The sequence below is a fragment of the Aliiroseovarius sp. B-4 genome (assembly GCF_056857795.1).
In genome coordinates this window covers 447,368-466,306 of record NZ_JBSXNV010000041.1, presented here as the reverse complement: position 1 = coordinate 466,306, position 18,939 = coordinate 447,368, and the positions used below count along the sequence as shown (strand labels likewise).

Below are 18,939 nucleotides of genomic sequence, written 5' to 3'. Positions count from 1 at the left end.
TGTGACGTGGTCACATAGAAAACGGTCAAAATGCCGCGCCAAGGACAATGCCGTTCAAAGCCTTTCGGTCAAGGATTGTCACGTTTCCCCGCTCATGCGCCACAGCACCCGCCTGAGCCATCTTGTCCAACCGCCGCGAGATCACCTCGCGCGCGGTGCCGATGGCGGTGGCCATTTCTGCTTGCGTCATATGCAAGCAACCGTCCAGCCCTGCGCGATCCAGGATGAGGGCCGCCAATCGAGCCTCGACCGACATGAAGGACACGTTTTCAATCAGCTGCATCATGGATTGCATCCGGTCGGCGAATGCAGAAAATACCAGTCGCCGAAACCCAGGAGAGCTGTCGAGCAGGGCAAAGAACACATCGCGGGGGATCAGAACCAGACGGACCGCGGTCTCGGCTGTCGCCTCTGCCGTATAAGCGTCGCCCCCCAAAAGACCCAAGGTGGATTGGATACAGCCTTGGCCGGGTGCCAGACGATAGAGCAAGATGTCGCGACCATTGGGTCCGATCAGATTTACATCCACCTGACCGGACAGCATCACGACGTAGCCCTTTACGGCCTCGCCTGGGCAGAACAGGACCGCACCCTTAGGAACATCCATCGGCGTAAGCGTGTCCAAAAGCGCACGCGCCCGGGCATCTAGCGCGGCAATCTCATCAGGATCATCTGTCCAACTCATCGGATTTTATGCCTCCGGCGGGGATATTTGAAACAAGAAAAAGCGCTCAAACCACCTTTTTCTTGTTTCAAATATCCCGGGGGAGGCGCGCCCCTTAGGGGGTGCGCCGTGGGGGCAGAGCCCCCGTTGCCGACCGTATCAGCCGCGCGAGCGTTTTTCAAAACGCGGCAACATAGCTGAGAAGTCCATGCCGCGGCCATTCTCGTTCTCAACGAATTGTTCATACAGGGCAGTGGCGGCCTGGCCCATTGGGGTGTCGGCATCGGCCGCTTCTGCGGCTTGTTGGCTCAGGCGCAGGTCTTTCAGCATCAGTTCAGCGGCGAAGCCCGGTTTGTAGTCGTTGTCGGCAGGTGATTGGGGGCCGACACCGGGGGCGGGGCAATAGGCATTCATCGACCAGCTATAGCCGGAGGAGGTGGACACGACGTCGAACATCTTTTGCCGATCCAGCCCCAGTTTGTCGGCCAGTGCGAACGCTTCGCAGGTGCCGATCATGGTGATGCCGAGGATCATGTTGTTGCAGATCTTGGCCGCTTGCCCCGCACCGCTGTCGCCGCAATGCACGGCCTTCTGGCCCATGATCTCGAACAAAGGTTCTGCTTTGGCAAACGCCTCGGCCGAGCCACCGGCCATGAAGGTCAACGTGCCGCCCGATGCGCCGCCAACGCCGCCGGACACAGGCGCGTCCACCGGCAGAAGACCCGCGTCCAAGGCTTGCTTGGCAACGTCGCGGGCGCTTTCGACATCCACCGTCGAGCAGTCGACGAAAGCGGTTCCCTTGGCCATGGCGGGTATGATTTCGTTCGCCACGGCGCGCAGGATCTGTCCGTTGGGCAGCATGGTGATGACCACGTCGCGACCTTTGGCCGCTTCCACACCCGATGCTGCCATTGTTACGCCGTCGATATCGACGGGGGCCATGTCGAAGCCCGTCACGTCATGCCCCGCTTTGGCGAGGTTCGTGGCCATCGGGCCACCCATGTTGCCCAGTCCGATAAATCCGATTTTCATGGCAGGTCTCCTTAGAATGTCAGTGTGTTGTCGCCGAGCGGTGCGAGCATCTTGCCGACGGCGTCGTTTGGCAGGTTGTCCAGGCTGTGCTTCCAGTTCGGGGTGCGGTCTTTGTCGATGACGGCGGCGCGGATGCCCTCCATCAGGTCTGAATATTCCAATGCGCGATAGACGAAGCGGTACTCCAGCTCCAGCGATTTGCGCACATCGCGAGTCGTGGAAAGGTGGTGGATCATCTCGACCGTACAGGCCATCGACAGCGGCGAATTGCGGCTGAGAACTTCCAGCGCATTGGAGGCGAAGACGCTGTCTTCACCGCGCAGCGAGGCTACGATGTCGCCAAGGTTGCCACCCCCGAAATGCGCGTCGATCATGGGCTGCATGGCCGACAGGTTGCCGGGTATCGCCGGGATCGCGGCCTCGTTGATATGGCTGGGGTCGCCGGTGCGGATCAGGTCGGCTTTCAACGCGGGCCATTCGGCCTGACGGATCACGAAATCGGCAAAGCCCGCGTGGATCGCATCGCCTGGCGCCATGCGGGCACCGGTCATGCCGATATATTCGCCCAGCCGACCCGGAGCATGGGCCAGGATCAGTGATCCGCCCACATCGGGCACCAGCCCAATGCCGCATTCCGGCATCGCCATACGTGAGGATCGCGCCATGATCCGGTGCGACGCATGACAGCCCACACCAACACCGCCGCCCATGGTGAAGCCTTGCATGAAACTGACGATGGGCTTGGGAAATTCAAACAGTCGAGCGTTCATGCGGTATTCATCGCGCCAGAAGTTCTGAGCGCGGGTGGGGTCGCCGGACTGGCCGATCTCGTAGATCTCACGGATGTCACCACCGGCGCAGAAGGCTCGGTCGCCTTGGGCGTCGATCAGGATCAGCGCGACCTCGTCATCGTTGATCCAGTCGATCAGCGCGGCGTCGATCGCAAGGCACATGTCATAGGACAGGGCATTCAAGGCATCGGGGCGGGTCAGGGTGATGCGCCCGGCTTTACCCTCTTTTCTAATCGAGATGTCAGACATCAGCCGCGGTCGCGTTCAGCCAGCAGTTGACGGGCGACGATCAGGCGCATGATCTCGTTCGTGCCTTCCAGAATCTGGTGCACGCGCAGGTCGCGCACGATCTTCTCGATCCCGTAATCGGCCAAGTAGCCATAGCCGCCATGCAGTTGCAGGCATCCATTGGCCACGTCAAAGGCGGCATCCGTCACCATCAGCTTGGCCATGGCGCAGAACTTCAAGGCATCGGGCGCTTTGTTGTCCAGTTTCCACGCTGCCTGACGCAGGAAGGTGCGCGACGCTTGCAGCCGGGTTTCGTATTCCGCCAGCTTGAATTGCAATGCCTGAAACTGGTCGATGGTTTTGCCGAATGCCTTGCGTTCGCCCATATATTGCAGCGTCAGGTCCAGTGCCTTCTGTGCACCGCCAAGCGCACCTGCCGAGATGTTCAGACGCCCACCATCCAGCCCCGCCATCGCATAGACAAACCCTTTGCCCTCTTCGCCCAGCAGGTTTTCGTGCGGGACGGCGCAATCGTCGAATTGCACCTGTGATGTGGGCTGGGCTTTCCAGCCCATCTTGCGCTCATTCGCACCGAAACTCAGGCCGGGGGTGCCCTCTTCGACAATCACGGTGGAAATGCCCTTGGGACCATCTTCACCTGTGCGGCACATGGTGACATAGACGTCAGAATAGTTGCCGCCCGAGATGAACGCCTTGTTGCCGGTCAGCACATAGCTGTCGTTGGTCTTCTGTGCGCGGGTTTTCAGCGCCGCCGCATCCGAGCCGGAGCCCGGTTCGGTCAGGCAGTAAGAGAACACTTTTTCCATCGTGCAGAGCGACGGCAGCCATTTCTGCTTGTCTTCTTCTTTGCCGAATTTGTCGATCATACCTCCGCACATGTTGTGGATCGACAGGAACGATCCGACCGCAGGGTCGGCCATGGCGAGCGCCTCAAAGACCAGCGTTGCATCCAGACGCGACAGGCCCGAGCCGCCATATTCTTCGCTGACATAGATGCCGCCAAAGCCCAGTTCGGCCAATTGCGGCCACAGATCTTTCGGGATGGTGCCCTCGGCCTCCCATTTCTCGGAATTGGGGGCGATGTGTTCCTCGCCAAACCCTTTGGCCATGTCGAAGATGAGGGTCTGTTCCTCGGAAAGCGCGAAATCCATGTCTTTCTCCCGTCCGCGTGTTTGCGGGTCACGTTATGGCGCAATTCTTACAGGAGTTTTTCAATGCGGTGGAGAGTTCCGTCACGTCGCAAGCTGCCGTAACGTCAGACACCGCGGGCGGGGCGGGTCCTGCGGGTCACAGGTCGGTGTGATACTCTTCGATCAAATGCCGCACAACGTCTTGAAGCGCATACTCTTTCGGTTTCTCAGCCTGAATGCTGTCGTGATAGACAGCGCGCTGGCGGTCGGACGAGATGCCCGTCTCAAGAATACCGCGGGCGGCTTCGACTTCGACGACGCAGCCAAGGGCCTCGGCGTCCTGTTCAATCAGGTGGAACATATCCTCAAGAAGCTGCGGGAAATCGACGATCTCACCGATGCCGAAGTCGATCAGCCCGCCGCCGACCCCGTATCGTTGCGCGCGCCAGCGGTTTTCGGCGACAAGAAAATTGTCATAGAGCCGCCAGCGTTGGTTCTTGGCCTTCAACCGCCACAGCATACGGGCCAGACATTGGGTCAGCGCCGCCAGGCTGACTGTGTGCTCCAGGCGGGGTTGCACATCGCAGATGCGGCTTTCGATGGTCGGAAAGCGCGAGGACGGCCGCAGATCCCACCAGATTTTCGAACTGTCCTCGATCACGCCGATATCAACCAACGCCTGAACCGAGCGTTCGAATTCGGACCAGCCGGACAAATGCGGCGGCAGACCCGTGCGGGGCAAGTTGTCGAACACGGTCAGGCGATAGGATGCCAACCCGGTATCATCGCCTTGCCAGAATGGCGAACTGCCGGACAAGGCAAGCAGATGGGGCAGGAAATAGCTGAGCTGATTGACCAGGTCGATCCGCGTGTCGGGGTCAGGTATGCCGACGTGAACATGCATCCCACAGATCAGCATTCGGCGCACGACCCCCGCAAGATCGCGTTTCAGATCATTATAGCGGTCCTTGTCGACATGGTGCTGTTCCTTCCAGTCGGCAAAGGGATGACACGACGCCGCAATCGGGGCCAGACCATATGTTTTGGCATGTTTGGCGACGCTCGACCGCAAACGTTTCAGATCTTCGCGGGCGTCGGTCACGTTGGCGCAGACGCAGGTGCCGATCTCGATCTGGCATTGCAGGAACTCGGGACTGACCTGACCTTCAAGCTCGGCTTTACAGTCGTTCATCAAGCGATCAGGTGCACGCGCCAAGGCATAGCTGTCGCGATCCACCAGCAGATATTCTTCTTCGACACCAATAGAAAACGGCGGTTCTTTCAGGGCCATCGGCTGTCCTTTCGGTCGTGTCGGGAACAGCTTTGCATCATTGAGGGCAAGCGACAAGCATCCGGCACCATGAACACCGGCTGATTGGTCGTTCGGATCAAAGCGGAGGGAATTGAAGGTTGACCTTAGGTAAGGATGGGGCTTTGTTTGACTTGGCGTAATCGCGCCGAGGTTGAAAATGTATACTGCCACCTATTTCGATGACCAAAAGTTTTTGCTTATTCGCTGCTCTGCGCATGCCCGGTTCGCCAGCCTGACGGCCCGAATTGCCGAGTGGGTCATTGCCATTGACGCACCCAGGGGGCGTAGAGTTCTGGTTGATTTGCGCCAGTTGCGCACCATTGACCGTCCGAATGAGGGACCAGCGGAATACGTACAAATGCAACGGAAGCTGTTACGCGATTATCCCGCGGCCAGCAAATTGGCGCTTCTGGCTCCACGGCCCGAAATATTTGTTCTGGCGCGCATTTTTGAACAATCCGCGCAAGATCACGTGCCGACCGAGATTGATGTGTTCCGCAATGGGGCGGACGCTCTGGCTTTTCTGGGGGTTGCAGCCGAAGACGTTGACGATTTCGTCAGATCTTTGGGGGATGGTCGGCGGTTGGATTAGAAAAGCCCCGGTTGAAGAACCGGAGCTTTCTTGTTGATTTTGGCGGCGACCTGTCAATCCATCGCTTTGAAGTGGAATTCGCCACCTTCCTTTAGACCCGAGGGCCAGCGCGACGTCACGGTCTTGGTGCGCGTATAGAACTTGAACGCATCTGGGCCGTGCTGGTTCAAATCACCAAAGCCCGACTTTTTCCAGCCGCCAAAGGTGTGATAGGCCAGCGGCACGGGGATTGGCACGTTGATGCCGACCATGCCGATGTTGATCCGGTTGGCGAAGTCACGCGCGGTGTCGCCATCGCGAGTGAAGATCGCGGTGCCATTGCCGTATTCGTGGTTCATCGCGTGGCCGAGGGCTTCTTCGTAAGACTGCGCGCGCACCATGGATAGAACGGGGCCGAAGATCTCGGTTTTGTAGATGTCCATATCGGTGGTCACGCGGTCAAACAGGTGCGGACCGACGAAGAATCCGTCCTCATAGCCTTGCAGCTTGAAATCGCGATTGTCGACCACCAGATCAGCGCCCTGTTCGACGCCGGAGCTGATCAGACGCAGGATGTTTTCCTTGGCGGCTGCAGTGACGACCGGGCCGTAATCCACATCGTCGCCGGCGGTATAGGGCGCAACCTTCAGCTTTTCGATCCGCGGCACCAGAGCATCGCGCAGCTTGTCGGCGGTTTCCTCGCCGACTGGAACTGCGACCGAGATGGCCATGCAGCGTTCGCCAGCCGCGCCGAACCCGGCACCGATCAATGCATCCGCGGCTTGTTCCATATCGGCATCAGGCATGACGATCATGTGGTTCTTGGCCCCGCCGAAACACTGCGCGCGCTTGCCGTTTGCTGTGGCGCGCGAATAGATGTAATGCGCGATCGGGGTCGAGCCGACGAAAGCAACCGCCTGGATGGTTTCGTTGTCCAAGATCGCGTCCACCGCGTCCTTGTCGCCGTTCACAACCTGCAACACGCCATCGGGCAGGCCCGCCTCTTTGCATAGCTCAGCCAGCATCAAAGGGACCGAGGGATCGCGCTCGGACGGTTTCAGGATCATCGCGTTACCGGCAGAGAGTGCCGGGCCCATGCCCCAGAGCGGAATCATGGCGGGGAAGTTGAACGGCGTGATCGAGGCAACAACACCCAGCGGCTGGCGCATGGAGTACATGTCGATGCCAGGACCGGCTGAATCGGTGAATTCGCCTTTCAGCATCTGAGCGGCACCGATGCAGTATTCGATCACTTCAAGCCCGCGCTGAACGTCGCCTTTCGCGTCGGGGATGGTTTTACCATGTTCACGCGACAGGGCTTCGGCCAGCTTGTCCATGTCGCGGTTCAGAAGGCCAACCAGTGCCATCATTACGCGACCACGCTTTTGGGGGTTGGTCGCACCCCATGCTTTCTGTGCTTCGGCCGCTTTTGCGACGGCGTCGTCCATTTCGGCCTGTGATGCCAGCGCGACCTTGGCCTGAACCTCGCCTGTCGCGGGGTTGTAAACGTCTGCCGTGCGGCCCGACGTGCCGTCGACCAATTGGCCGTTGATCCAGTGTCCCAGTGTTTTCATGGTCTTTCTCCCATCAGTTCGAGGGGAAGATAGCCTTGCAATTATGCTTGGAAAAGAGGCAGTTCTTCAAAAAGGTTTTGCAAAAACGCAAAATGGGTCGAGGTTGGAGAGCAGGGAAGCCTCCGGCGGGGATATTTGGGGCCAGAAGAAACGCAGGTGATGCGAGAAGGGGCGAGGTGTTTGATGGACTGGGATGATCTGAGGGTGTTTCTGGCGGTGGCGCGCGCGGAAAGCCTGTCACGTGCAGGCAAAGTGTTGCGGCGTGATGCAGCAACCGTGGGGCGGCGGGTGGCGAAGCTGGAGGGGGATCTGGGGCAGCCACTTTTTACCAAATCACCGCAGGGATATGCGTTGACCGAGGCGGGGTCACGTTTGTTGTCCCACGCCGAACGGGCGGAGCAGGCCGTGTTGTCGGGGGCAGACGAATTGACCGGGCAATCCGGGCAATTGTCGGGGCAGGTGCGTATTGGTGCGACGGATGGCTGTGCCAGCTATATTCTGCCGCAGGTCTGCACAGCGATCCAGAAAGAGCATCCCGAGTTGGAGTTGCAGATCGTGGCCTTGCCGCGGGTAATCAACCTGTCGAAGCGTGAGGCGGATATGGCGATCACGGTTTCTCCGCCACAGGCCGGGAGGATCACTGTGCAGAAGGTGACGGATTATCATCTGCATCTTGCTGCGGCGCGGGAATATCTGGACCGTGCACCGCCATTGACCAGTCTGGATGACCTTCATGCACATCCGATCGTTGGGTATATCCAGGATATGATTTTCTATCCTGAGCTGGATTTCCTGACCGGGATGGGGATTGAGAAAGTGGCGCTGGCGTCAAACCTGGTCTCGGTTCAGTTGGGCATGGTGCGGCAGGGTGGGGGGATTGGGGTCACACATGATTTCATTCTGCCCTTTGCGCCAAACCTGCGGCGGGTGCTGACGGATGAGGTCTCGGTCACGAGATCGTTTTATCTGATCCGGCACGAGGGCGATGCGCGGGTCGAGCGGTTCACGCGCGTGGCCGAGGAATTGACGCGGGGTATCCGTGACGAGGTCGCACGATTGGAAGCGATGGCGTGACGGTAACTTTTCCTTTGCTGCAATTGCAAACAGCCCTTGACATATTGTTGCGCTTGGGGTGACGCTGAAGACAGAAAAATACAAGCATTTCACTAGAATGGAGGGCCACATGCTCATTCACCAGATACTGAAAAACAAAACGCTGGCGGGTGTTGCGACGGTCAAGCCGGGCAGTAAGGTTTCGGATGCGGCAAACCTTCTGTCCGAGAAGAAAATCGGCGCGGTGATCGTGTCCGAAGACGGTGTGCGCCCATTGGGGATATTGTCAGAGCGTGACATCGTTTCGGCATTGGGCAAGGTTGGCGCCAGCTGCCTGGACCAGTCAGTTGATGATCTGATGACGTCTAAACTGGTGACGTGTGTGCCGGGGGACCGGGCCATTCAGGTTCTGCACACCATGACCGACGGCCGATTCCGTCACATGCCAGTGATGGACGGCGATGAAATGATCGGATTGGTGTCGATTGGCGACGTGGTCAAAGCGCGTCTTGACGAGCTGTCACAACAAGCGGATGCCTTGAAAAACATGATCATGGGGTACTGACCAGATCCAATGGACCAGCAGTCAATGCTTTGCGCATTGCGGAATAAAACTTGCAGTGCCGGGCACAGTATTGTTGCGTATCGGCACTGAAGAAAGGCCAGAATATGCGCATAGGATTGTATCCCGGAACCTTCGATCCCATCACTCTGGGCCATACCGACATCATCCGTCGTGGGTGCGCTCTGGTCGACCGCCTGGTGATTGGGGTTGCGATCAACACGGGCAAGAACCCTATGTTCTCGCTTGAAGAGCGGGTTGCGATGGTCGAGGCGGAATGTGCCAAGCTGACGGCGGAAACTGGCACCGAGATCGTGGCCCATCCTTTTGAGAACCTTCTGATCGATTGTGCCCACGATGTTGGCGCGCAAATCATTATCCGCGGCCTGCGGGCGGTCACAGACTTTGAATATGAATATCAGATGGTTGGCATGAATCGCGCAATGGATGACAGCGTCGAAACCGTGTTTCTGATGGCCGAGGCGAAGTATCAGGCCATTGCGTCGAAGCTGGTGAAAGAGATTGCAAAGCTGGGCGGGGATGTGACGAAATTTGTGCCGCCCAGCGTGAAGGAGCAACTGTTGGCGAAAATCGGTTAGGCGGTGGTTTCACGCGGTCTGAGAGGTGACCGGGGCGGCGGCATTTTGGTATTGATCAATCGGTTTGAGCCCATCTGCCGATCTTCTGCAATTCCGTGCAACGGACGTTCCCGGTCGCTATTGATGAAAAATAGGCCCGTATTAGGAAAACAGTAAAGAGAATTTCGCGAAATGAAAATTCAGTGTGACTGTGGCAGTTTTCAAGCGGAACTTGCCAATTCCCCAAAGAATTCGCCCGGCAGACTTGTTTGTTATTGCGATGATTGTCAGGCTTTTGCTGAAATGCTTGAACGCACTGATGTCCTCGATGAGTTTGGGGGCACAGAAGTTGTCCCTGCTTACCCAAGCGACATCACTTTTATCAAAGGAGAAAGCAATCTTTGCTATTCTCAGGTGACACAGAACGGTCTTTATCGTTTTTCAACAACATGTTGCAATTCGCCGATCGTCAACACGCGCCCCAATTTTCCTTGGGCTGGTATATTTCACTCGGCGTATACTGCGGCTGATACTCAAGCGCTAAAAAAATTTGGCGAAATTCGTGGGCGGATTAGGGGAACATACGCCAAAGGCAACCCCGATTTCAAAGTTTCCGATAAGATCGGTGCGCGCGATATGCTGACAGTTCTCCCCTTTGTTGTGAAAGGCAAGCTTTTTGGAAAGCATAAGGGTTCACCCTTCTTTGAAAACGACGGTGCTACTCCCATCGGCCTCAAAAGACCTTAATGGCGTTTACGTGTTGACTAGCATCTGATCCTTGACCCACGGCAATCGTTGCAAAAACGACCGTTTGTTGAACGCCTCGCCCAAAAAAGGCGATATCTGTGCGACTGGGGTGAAAGCTAACCTCGTCCGCAAGCTAGAGTTCCGCGCCGACCAACCAAGTCGAAGAAAAGCCGGAGCCGATGCCCCCGGGCTTTCGCGTTCTGTGCGCGTGGGTCACAGATGCTTCGCCATCTCGACCGCTGTATCCAGCATGCGGCAACTGAAGCCCCATTCGTTGTCATACCAGCTGAGCACCCGCACCATGTTGCCGTCCAGCACCTTGGTTTGGTCCAGCGCGAAGTTCGATGAGTGCGAGTCGTGGTTGAAATCGCTTGAGACCAGCGGGCGGTCGACCACGCCAAGAACGCCATTCAGCGGGCCGTTGGCGGCGGCGACAATGGCCGCGTTGACCTCGTCCACCGTGGTGTCGCGCGACGCCTCGAACGTCAGGTCAACGCAGGAGACGTTGGGCGTGGGGACACGGATTGCGACGCCGTCCAGCTTGCCCGCCAGCTCTGGCAGCACCAACCCGACCGCACGAGCAGCCCCGGTGGTGGTGGGGATCATGCTGAGCGCGGCTGCACGGGCGCGATAGAAATCCTTGTGCAGCGTGTCCAGCGTGGGCTGATCGCCGGTATAGCTGTGGATGGTCGTCATGAAGCCTTTGTTGATGCCAATTGCGTCTTGCAGAACCTTGGCGACCGGCGACAGGCAGTTCGTTGTGCACGAGGCGTTTGATACATGCACATCTGCCGCGGTCAGCGTGTCATGGTTCACACCGTAAACGATGGTCTTGTCTGCGCCCGAGGATGGGGCAGAGACCAATACACGGCTCGCGCCGTTTTCCAGGTGGATCTTGGCTTTGTCGCCGGTGAAGATGCCGGTGCATTCCAGTACGATGTCCACATCCCCCCAAGGCAGCTCGGCAGGATTGCGGATGGCGGTGACACGGATTGGACCACGGCCTGCGTTGATCGTGTCGTCAGTGAACGTCACTTCGTTCGGGAAACGACCATGCACGCTGTCGAATTGCAGCAGATGGGCATTCATGTCGACCGGGCCAAGATCGTTGATTGCAACAATTTCGATATCGTCGCGTCCGGTTTCATGCAGGGCGCGCAGCACCAGTCGTCCAATCCGCCCAAATCCGTTGATGGCCACTTTGACTGTCATATTCTTCATCCTTGCATGAGGGGCGCCCGGCGAAAGTCCGGCGCGGCCGGTCGTCATATGTGAGCGCTAACATCAACATTTCAGCCAAAAGGTCAAGAGAAGATCACCAACCGGGCCAGTAACCATCAACGCCAGAATGCGATCCATTCGGTGAATTCGAGGAACTTCTTTGACAGAAACAACAGGCTGCCACCCTCTGCAAACAGCAGATCAGCCGCGATCAAACCCACGATCAAAATGCCCAGGGTCAGTGCGATCTGGTTTGTCAAAGTCTGCTCCTGCCCATTTTGGCATATTGTTGCAATGGCAGGCGAGCCGGGGCAAGGGTAAAAGAAACCCCGCCACTGGAAGGGACGGGGTCAGGACTTGTTGTTGGTGGGGTGCTTAGAACGAGCCCATTTTCACTGCGACATCCGCCATGCGGGTCGAAAAGCCCCATTCGTTGTCATACCAGCCCATTACACGCACAGTGCGGCCGCCAACGACCTTGGTCTGGTCCGGGGCGAAGATCGAGCTTTGTTCGGTGTGGTTGAAGTCAATCGAAACCTTGGGTTCGGGGTCATATCCCAGAACGCGCGACATCGTGCCTTCGGCGGCGACGCGCACGATCTCGTTTACTTCCTCCACCGACGTGTCGCGCCCGGCTTCAAAAGTCAGATCAATGGCCGATACGTTGGGAGTGGGCACCCGCATGGCGGTCCCGTCCAGTCTGCCAGCCAGTTCCGGCAGCACTTCGCCCAAGGCTTTCGCGGCGCCTGTCGACGTCGGAATGATCGCCATGGCGGCGGCGCGGGCACGGTAAAGGTCGTTGTGACGGCGGTCGAGCGTCGGCTGGTCGCCGGTGTAGGAATGGATTGTGGTCATGATGCCACGCTCAATTCCCAGCGCTTCGTGCAGGACCTTGGCCAGCGGGGCTAACCCGTTGGTGGTGCACGATCCGTTCGATACCATGTTGTGATGGGCCTGAAGCTCTTTGTCATTCACGCCCAGAACGATGGTTTTCTGCACATTCTTGGCGGGGGCCGAGATCAGAACCTTGCGCGCGCCCCGTTCGATGTGGCGCTTTGCCTTTTCACCATCGTTGAAATTGCCGGTGCATTCCAGCACAACGTCGCAGCCGGTCCAGTCCAATTCATCCAGATCATAGGTCGACATCATCTGCATCGGGCCGCGGCCCACATCCATGGTCATGTCGCCCAGCGAAATCTCGTTCGGGAAGCGGCCATGGATGCTGTCATATTTCAACAGGTGTGCAGCGGTTTCCAACGGGCCGGTTGCGTTGACCTTGACCACGTTTATGTCGTTGCGACCCGATGCGGCGATCTGCGCCAAGGTGCAGCGGCCGATGCGGCCAAATCCATTGATACCCACTGTGACGGTCATGCATCTTCCCCTCAGGTTTTGGCCTGATGGCCACGAAACTTTCAGCTGATATAACGACCGATCCGTCATGGCCCAACCCGCAAAACGCGTTTGACACCAGCTTGTTAGCGAAAACATGGTGGGTGAGCAGGTCGTTAGCGCAAACGATATGCGCCCACAGCCAACAGGACTCTTTGGTCTGCAAGTGCTTCACCCTGTGCGCGAATGCCTTTAATGTCCCGATCAACACAAACACAGGGGCATGGTTTATGAGTGGTTTGATTGCGCTGTTAGATGACGTGGCGGGCATTGCGAAGATCGCGGCGGCTTCGGTTGATGATGTGGCGGGTCAGGCGGCGAAAGCCGGGGCGAAAGCTGCCGGCGCGGTGATCGATGACGCTGCCGTCACGCCGAAATATGTGCAGGGGTTCGAGGCCAAGCGTGAGTTGCCGATCATCGGGCGCATCGCTTGGGGGTCGATCAAGAACAAGCTGATCATCCTGCTGCCGATCGGGCTGCTTCTGTCCTCGTTTGCGCCTTGGTTGATCCCGCCGCTGTTGATGTTGGGCGGGTCCTATCTGTGTTTTGAGGGCGCGGAAAAGGTCTGGCAGGTGTTGTTTCCCCATGAGAAAACATGGGATAAAGCCGAATATGACATCGGCGATCCGGCCCATCTTGAAAAAGAGAAAGTGGCGGGCGCGATCAAGACCGATTTCATCCTGTCGGCTGAGATCATGACCATAGCTCTTGCCGCCATACCGGAAAGCAATATCTGGATGGAGGCTGCGACTTTGGCAGTCGTCGCCATTGGTATAACGGTGGTCGTTTATGGGTCGGTCGCTTTGATTGTGAAAATGGATGATCTTGGGCTTTATATGGCCCAACGGGGAAATCTGTCTGCGACCCGCGCCTTCGGGCGCGGAATCGTCAACGCCATGCCGGGTTTCCTGAAATTGCTGATGGTCATAGGGACGGCGGCGATGATCTGGGTCGGCGGTTCGATCATCATTCATGGGCTATACGAACTGGGCGTATATCAACCCTATAGGTTCATTAACGAAATCGCGATTTCAGTGGCACGTGCCGTGCCGAATATGGCCGGGTTTGTTGAATGGGCCGTGACGGCGACGCTTGATGGAATTGTTGGGTTGGCGCTGGGCGTGTTGATTATCCCGCTGGCCACCCGCGTGATCGGGCCGATTTGGCAGTCGGTGTTCAAGGGCAAGGCCTGAATTGGCCGAAGGGTTGCCGGGTTCTTCTGGCACTTCGTGCGTTGTGCTAGGATTGGCGTGGTGACAGAGGAGCGACGGCGATGCCCATTTATCCGATCACAACCTGCCTGATGTATGACCGCGGAGCACAGGACGCCGCGCAATTCTATGCCCAAACCTTTCCCGACAGTGCGGTGACAGCAATACACCGTGCACCCAGCGATTATCCATCCGGCAAGGCAGGCGATGTGCTGACGGTCGAATTTACCGTGATCGGCATGCCCTGCATTGGGGTGAATGGCGGGGACCATTTCAAGCACAGCGAGGCGTTTTCGTTTCAGATAGCGACAAACACGCAAGAGGAGACCGACGCCTATTGGAATGCCATTGTCGGCAATGGCGGTCAAGAAAGTGTCTGTGGCTGGTGCAAGGACATGTGGGGGATTTCGTGGCAGATCACCCCGCGCACCTTGACCGAGGCGATTGCGGCGGGGGGAGATGAAGCCCGACGTGCGTTTGAAGCGATGATGCATATGAAAAAGATTGATGTGGCGGCCATTGACGCGGCCCGGCGGGTTCGTGGCTCGTAAAGGGATGACCAGTCAACACTCGCCGAATGTCCAAGATTTTGGACAAAAAAAGCCCCGCCAGCAAGCCGGCGGGGCACTTCAGTTTCAAGGTTGTGAAGCGTTAGCCCAACAGATCCTTGGCTTTCGCGACGACGTTCTCGGCGGTAATGCCGAACTTCTCGAACAAAACGCCTGCCGGGGCTGACGCGCCAAAGCTCTCCATGCCCACAAAGGCGGCTTTCGCTTCGCGGCCGCGCTCGCCCAAAAGCCAGCGATCCCAGCCCCCGTCACGCACGGCCGCTTCGACGCCTACGCGCACGGGGCCAGGGGGCAGAACCTTGCGGCGATAGGCTTCGTCTTGTTGTGCGAACAGTTCCATACACGGCATCGAGACAACGCGGGTGCCGATGCCCTGGGCTTCCAGTTTGGCGCGCGCCTCCATCGCCAGCGACACCTCGGACCCGGTGGCGATCAGGATCACCTGACGCTTGCCAGCTTCTGCATCCGCCAGAACATAAGCGCCCTGCGCGGACAGGTTCTTCTGTTTGTACTCGGTGCGCACGGTCGGCAGGTTTTGCCGGGTCAGCACCAGCGTCGATGGCGTTTCCTTCGAGGTCAGCGCCAGTTCCCATGCCTCGGCCGTTTCCACCGTATCGGCCGGGCGGAAGGTATAGCTGTTGGGGGTCGCGCGGCAGATCGCCAGATGTTCGACCGGCTGGTGGGTCGGGCCGTCTTCGCCAACGCCGATCGAATCGTGTGTCATCACGAAGACCGTTGGGATTTTCATCAGCGACGCCAGACGCATGGCAGGGCGCGCATAGTCGGTAAAGCAGAAGAATGTGCCGCCATAGGGGCGCATGCCGCCATGCAGCACCATGCCGTTCATCGCAGCCGCCATACCGTGTTCGCGGATGCCCCAGTAAATATAGCGGCCTTTGCGGTTGTCCACGTCAAAGACGCCCAGATCACCGGTCTTGGTGTTGTTTGACCCGGTCAGGTCAGCCGATCCGCCGACGGTTTCCGGCATCACCGGGTTGATGACCTCAAGCGCCATTTCCGACGATTTGCGGGTGGCTACCGTGGGTTTGCCTTCGGCCACCTGACGTTTCAGGGCACGGACAACGCCGCCAAGTTTCTTGGGCACATCCAGCGCATAGGCGCGGTTGAACTCGGCCTGTTTGCGTTCGCTGATCGACGCAAAGCGGGCTTCCCACTCAGCGCGGGCTGCTGCCCCTTTGGCGCCGATGGCTTCCCAAGCGGCTTTCACGTCGTCTTCAACCTGGAAGTCGCCGATGGGTGCGCCGTAGGCTTCTTTCGCAGCCTTGAGTTGGTCCGCGTCGGTCAACGCGCCGTGGCCTTTGGATGTGTCCTGAGCCGCATGGCCCAAAGCGATATGTGTCTTGCAGGCGATCATCGACGGCTTCTTGGTCGTCTTGGCCTTGGTAATCGCGGCGTCGATCTGTTCGGGGTCGTGGCCGTCGATTTCCTGCACATGCCAGCCGGATGCCTTGAAGCGCTGCACCTGGTTGGTGCAATCAGACAGCGAGACCTTGCCGTCGATGGTGATGTCGTTGTTGTCCCAGAAAAGGATCAGCTTGCCCAATTGGTGACGCCCGGCCAAACCTATGGCTTCGTGGCTGATGCCTTCCATAAGGCAACCGTCACCAGCGATCACATAGGTAAAGTGATCGACGATTTTCTTGCCGAAGCGTGCGCGCTGAATTTCTTCGGCCATGGCGAAGCCCACGGCGTTGGCGATGCCTTGACCCAGCGGGCCGGTGGTGGTTTCAACGCCCGAGACGTGCCCATATTCCGGGTGGCCCGCAGTGATCGCACCCCATTGGCGGAAGTTTTTGATCTGATCCAGCGTCACATCTTTGTAACCGGTCAGGTGAAGCAGCGAATAGATCAGCATCGAACCGTGACCCGCCGACAGGATAAACCGGTCGCGGTCTTCCCAACGCGGCGCAGACGCATCGAATTTCAGGTGGTTCTCAAAAAGCACCGTTGCCACATCTGCCATGCCCATCGGCATTCCAGAGTGACCCGAATTCGCGGCGGCAACCGCATCCAGCGTCAGCGAGCGGATCGCGGTGGCTTTTTTCCAGTGATCGGGGTGGCTTTTGCGAAGCGTGGCGATGTCCAACGGTCAACATCCTTTGACAAAGTTGAGGTTGGACCCCTGATAGCAGTCATTTGCCAAGGGTCAAGCCAAGCTGCATGTCGCGGGCCAAGTGTTTGGAAAAGAACGGGGGGGCGCATTTTGGGGTGGGGTCGGGTAAGATCGGCATACCAGCACGCACCGCCGATTCGCACGCATGTCTTGCGTTGTCAGGTCGGCAGGCATGTGACAAGATCGGGCAAACAATACTGGTTCAGGGCAGAACATGAGCGATATTTCCGAATTGGAAACCCGAATTACCACCGCACTTGAACGGATCAGCAGCGGCTTGTCTGCGCTGTCCACTCAGTCAGGCGGTTCGGACGAAGAAGTTGCACAACTTAAAGCACAGTTGGATGAAGAGCGGACAGTGAACAGCCAATTGTCGGAACGGGTGAAAACCCTGCAGCAAAGCCGCGCTGACGAGGTGGACAAGCTGCGTGGCGAACTTGGTCGCCTGACTGCTCAGCTTGAGACGGACGAAGTGGTTCTGTCCAAGATGCGACAGGTGAACGCTGACCTGAGGGCCAATAATGATGCATTGCGCAAGGCGATTGCAGATGGCGATGTGAATGCTGAACTGGTCAACGACGCGATGGCGGCAGAGCTTGAAGGCTTGCGGGTTGCGCAATCTGCGGATCGTGCCGAACTCGATGCGGTCCTGGGCGAACTTGGACAGTTGATCAACGACAGCAACACCGGCACGATGCCACATTCACCAACCGGGAAGGAGGGTGCTGATGCCTGATATCAATATCACCATTGGAAGCCGCAACTTCGATGTGGCTTGTCAGGAAGGTGAAGAGCATTTCCTGATCACCGCCGCCAAGATGCTGGACAACGAAGCCTCGGTTCTGGTCAGCCAGATGAGCAACTTGACCGAAAGCCGTATGTTGTTGATGGCTGGGCTAATGCTCGCCGACAAGACAGCTGGTATGGAAGACAAAGTGAAGCTGGCCGACAAGAAAGTGGCCGATTTGGAGGCGCAGCTTTATGCGGCGCAGAATGCTGCCCCGCAAAAGGTCGAAGTGCCGGTGATTCCAGATGCGGTCACGGATACTCTGGCCGAGATTGCCGCCCGCGCTGAGGCCGTCGCTGCGGAAATAGAAGAACGCGCCGGTTAAGATGACAGCCACTCATTTCGGAGTTTGGCGCACGGTGGCGACCGCGTCGTTCCTGCTGACACCCCTTTCTGTTTCGGCTGAAGCGCTGATTGACACCCTTCGCTATGGATGCGAGCGCGGCGCGATGGTTTGGGCCACCTATATCAATGGGGACGAAGGATCATTCGCCGTGATTCATGTGGAAGGGCAGCAGGTGGCACTTGGCCAGGTCATATCGGGGTCGGGCGCCAAATATGCGCAAGCCCCGGATGGGGCTGGCTATGTCTGGTGGACCAAGGGCGACGAAGCGTTTCTGATGTGGGAGGATGCCCCCAACAACACGGACGAAACGCTTCTGTCGCAATGCAGGACGATGTGAACCGGCTTAGCCGTTCGCTTCGCGGATCTTGTCTGCGGCTTCTTTGTTATAGGCAACGCCGTTTTCGTCAAACAACGTGTCCAGCTCGCCCGACAGGGTCATCTCGGTGATGATGTCGCAACCGCCCACAAACTCGCCTTTGACATAAAGCTGCGGGATGGTGGGCCAATCGGAATAATCCTTGATGCCTTGGCGGATTTCTTCATCGGCCAGAACATTCACATCGGCGAAATCGACGCCCATGAAGTTCAGAACACCAGCCACGCGGGACGAAAACCCGCATTGCGGCATGTCTTTCGTGCCTTTCATGTAAAGCACAACGTCGTTGGCCTTGACGGTTTCGGTGATACGGGTTTTTGCGTCGGTCATGTCATTTCCTTGATGTCAGGGGTCGGGCCGGAGGTGTCCGGGCGTGTTTAGTCAGGCGCTTTCGTCGTCAGTGCCAGTGCATGAAGGTCGCCATGACTACCGGCCATCTTTTCCTTCAGGGCGGCATAGACGGCCCGTTGCTGTTGCACACGGTTCTGGCCGCGAAAGCTCTCATCCACCACCTCGGCGGCATAGTGGTTTCCGTCACCGGCCAGATCGGTGATGGTGATTTTCGCCTCCGGGAAAGCCTCGCGGATGAGGGTTTCGATTTCGGATGCTTCCATGGCCATGGGCAGAACCTCGTTTATGT

At 58.0% G+C, this 18,939-nt stretch carries 22 protein-coding genes; 10 read left to right on the top strand and 12 right to left on the bottom strand.

Annotation, left to right across the window (positions count from 1 at the left end; translation table 11 throughout):
* Window positions 1–25 precede the first annotated feature (25 nt).
* The 5 genes from AC13C8_RS17635 to AC13C8_RS17615 all read right to left on the bottom strand — a co-directional run bounded on the left by AC13C8_RS17635 (window position 26) and on the right by AC13C8_RS17615 (window position 5,157).
* Window positions 26–685 carry a Crp/Fnr family transcriptional regulator gene (locus tag AC13C8_RS17635; protein ID WP_091429200.1) on the bottom strand — a complete coding sequence of 220 codons (660 nt, stop codon included), beginning with the start codon at window positions 683–685 and terminating at the stop codon, window positions 26–28.
* Window positions 686–823: 138 nt separating this feature from the next.
* Window positions 824–1,696: a 3-hydroxyisobutyrate dehydrogenase gene (gene mmsB / locus AC13C8_RS17630; RefSeq protein ID WP_091429202.1), complete on the bottom strand. Its 873-nt coding sequence runs from the start codon at window positions 1,694–1,696 to the stop codon at window positions 824–826.
* 11 nt (window positions 1,697–1,707) lie between these two features.
* Entirely contained in the window at window positions 1,708–2,736 is a 1,029-nt protein-coding gene (locus tag AC13C8_RS17625) for an enoyl-CoA hydratase/isomerase family protein (protein ID WP_091429204.1), read from the bottom strand.
* Window positions 2,736–3,887, bottom strand: a complete 1,152-nt coding sequence (locus AC13C8_RS17620; protein WP_482848554.1) for an acyl-CoA dehydrogenase family protein — start codon at window positions 3,885–3,887, stop codon at window positions 2,736–2,738. The genes AC13C8_RS17625 and AC13C8_RS17620 overlap by 1 nt, the downstream gene beginning before the upstream one ends.
* A 136-nt stretch (window positions 3,888–4,023) precedes the next feature.
* Window positions 4,024–5,157: a carboxylate-amine ligase gene (locus AC13C8_RS17615; RefSeq protein WP_091429207.1), complete on the bottom strand. Its 1,134-nt coding sequence runs from the start codon at window positions 5,155–5,157 to the stop codon at window positions 4,024–4,026.
* Between the two features lie 178 nt (window positions 5,158–5,335).
* Between AC13C8_RS17615 and AC13C8_RS17610 the strand changes: the two genes are divergently transcribed.
* A complete protein-coding gene (locus AC13C8_RS17610) occupies window positions 5,336–5,770 on the top strand; it encodes a hypothetical protein (protein WP_091429209.1) in 435 nt (144 codons plus the stop codon).
* Window positions 5,771–5,823: 53 nt separating this feature from the next.
* On the opposite strand, the gene AC13C8_RS17605 is transcribed toward AC13C8_RS17610, so the two are convergent.
* Window positions 5,824–7,323: a CoA-acylating methylmalonate-semialdehyde dehydrogenase gene (locus AC13C8_RS17605; RefSeq protein WP_091429211.1), complete on the bottom strand. Its 1,500-nt coding sequence runs from the start codon at window positions 7,321–7,323 to the stop codon at window positions 5,824–5,826.
* 183 nt (window positions 7,324–7,506) lie between these two features.
* Here AC13C8_RS17605 and AC13C8_RS17600 point away from each other — a divergent pair, with 183 nt between their 5' ends.
* The 4 genes from AC13C8_RS17600 (at window position 7,507) to AC13C8_RS17585 (ending at window position 10,263) form a co-directional block, all read left to right on the top strand.
* Window positions 7,507–8,397 carry a LysR family transcriptional regulator gene (locus AC13C8_RS17600; RefSeq protein WP_091429212.1) on the top strand — a complete coding sequence of 297 codons (891 nt, stop codon included), beginning with the start codon at window positions 7,507–7,509 and terminating at the stop codon, window positions 8,395–8,397.
* 109 nt (window positions 8,398–8,506) lie between these two features.
* Window positions 8,507–8,941, top strand: coding sequence for a CBS domain-containing protein (locus AC13C8_RS17595; RefSeq protein WP_091432100.1), 435 nt, complete (start codon window positions 8,507–8,509; stop codon window positions 8,939–8,941).
* 104 nt (window positions 8,942–9,045) lie between these two features.
* Window positions 9,046–9,537, top strand: a complete 492-nt coding sequence (gene coaD / locus AC13C8_RS17590; protein ID WP_091429214.1) for a pantetheine-phosphate adenylyltransferase — start codon at window positions 9,046–9,048, stop codon at window positions 9,535–9,537.
* Window positions 9,538–9,708: 171 nt separating this feature from the next.
* Window positions 9,709–10,263 (top strand): DUF6151 family protein, encoded by a 555-nt coding sequence (locus AC13C8_RS17585; RefSeq protein WP_091429215.1) that lies wholly within the window; start codon window positions 9,709–9,711, stop codon window positions 10,261–10,263.
* A 213-nt stretch (window positions 10,264–10,476) separates the two neighbouring features.
* Here the strand turns inward: AC13C8_RS17585 and gap (AC13C8_RS17580) are convergent, their stop codons facing one another.
* The 3 genes from gap (AC13C8_RS17580) to gap (AC13C8_RS17570) form a co-directional block, all read right to left on the bottom strand.
* The gene (gene gap / locus AC13C8_RS17580) at window positions 10,477–11,475 is read right to left on the bottom strand and encodes a type I glyceraldehyde-3-phosphate dehydrogenase (RefSeq protein WP_482848553.1); all 999 of its coding nucleotides are present in this window, start codon (window positions 11,473–11,475) and stop codon (window positions 10,477–10,479) included.
* Between the two features lie 125 nt (window positions 11,476–11,600).
* Window positions 11,601–11,744 carry a hypothetical protein gene (locus tag AC13C8_RS17575; RefSeq protein WP_091429217.1) on the bottom strand — a complete coding sequence of 48 codons (144 nt, stop codon included), beginning with the start codon at window positions 11,742–11,744 and terminating at the stop codon, window positions 11,601–11,603.
* 115 nt (window positions 11,745–11,859) lie between these two features.
* Window positions 11,860–12,858 carry a type I glyceraldehyde-3-phosphate dehydrogenase gene (gene gap / locus AC13C8_RS17570; RefSeq protein WP_091429218.1) on the bottom strand — a complete coding sequence of 333 codons (999 nt, stop codon included), beginning with the start codon at window positions 12,856–12,858 and terminating at the stop codon, window positions 11,860–11,862.
* Window positions 12,859–13,106: 248 nt separating this feature from the next.
* Between gap (AC13C8_RS17570) and AC13C8_RS17565 the strand changes: the two genes are divergently transcribed.
* Both AC13C8_RS17565 and AC13C8_RS17560 read left to right on the top strand, forming a co-directional pair.
* Entirely contained in the window at window positions 13,107–14,069 is a 963-nt protein-coding gene (locus AC13C8_RS17565) for a DUF808 domain-containing protein (RefSeq protein ID WP_091429221.1), read from the top strand.
* An 80-nt stretch (window positions 14,070–14,149) separates the two neighbouring features.
* Entirely contained in the window at window positions 14,150–14,638 is a 489-nt protein-coding gene (locus AC13C8_RS17560; RefSeq protein WP_482848552.1) for a VOC family protein, read from the top strand.
* Between the two features lie 100 nt (window positions 14,639–14,738).
* On the opposite strand, the gene tkt is transcribed toward AC13C8_RS17560, so the two are convergent.
* Window positions 14,739–16,763 carry a transketolase gene (gene tkt / locus AC13C8_RS17555; RefSeq protein ID WP_482848551.1) on the bottom strand — a complete coding sequence of 675 codons (2,025 nt, stop codon included), beginning with the start codon at window positions 16,761–16,763 and terminating at the stop codon, window positions 14,739–14,741.
* A 241-nt stretch (window positions 16,764–17,004) separates the two neighbouring features.
* Between tkt and AC13C8_RS17550 the strand changes: the two genes are divergently transcribed.
* Genes AC13C8_RS17550 through AC13C8_RS17540 form a run of 3 tightly spaced genes read left to right on the top strand, consistent with a single transcriptional unit; the run spans window position 17,005 to window position 18,260 of the window.
* Complete coding sequence (locus tag AC13C8_RS17550; protein WP_482848550.1) at window positions 17,005–17,526, top strand: hypothetical protein; 522 nt, start codon at window positions 17,005–17,007, stop codon at window positions 17,524–17,526.
* Complete coding sequence (locus AC13C8_RS17545; protein ID WP_091429227.1) at window positions 17,519–17,902, top strand: cell division protein ZapA; 384 nt, start codon at window positions 17,519–17,521, stop codon at window positions 17,900–17,902. The genes AC13C8_RS17550 and AC13C8_RS17545 overlap by 8 nt, the downstream gene beginning before the upstream one ends.
* A gap of 1 nt (window position 17,903) precedes the next feature.
* Window positions 17,904–18,260, top strand: a complete 357-nt coding sequence (locus tag AC13C8_RS17540) for an MliC family protein (protein ID WP_482848549.1) — start codon at window positions 17,904–17,906, stop codon at window positions 18,258–18,260.
* 6 nt (window positions 18,261–18,266) lie between these two features.
* On the opposite strand, the gene grxD is transcribed toward AC13C8_RS17540, so the two are convergent.
* Together grxD and AC13C8_RS17530 are read right to left on the bottom strand one after the other, a co-directional pair.
* Window positions 18,267–18,629 (bottom strand): Grx4 family monothiol glutaredoxin, encoded by a 363-nt coding sequence (gene grxD, locus AC13C8_RS17535; RefSeq protein WP_091429231.1) that lies wholly within the window; start codon window positions 18,627–18,629, stop codon window positions 18,267–18,269.
* A 47-nt stretch (window positions 18,630–18,676) separates the two neighbouring features.
* Entirely contained in the window at window positions 18,677–18,919 is a 243-nt protein-coding gene (locus AC13C8_RS17530; RefSeq protein ID WP_091429232.1) for a BolA/IbaG family iron-sulfur metabolism protein, read from the bottom strand.
* Window positions 18,920–18,939 lie beyond the last annotated feature (20 nt).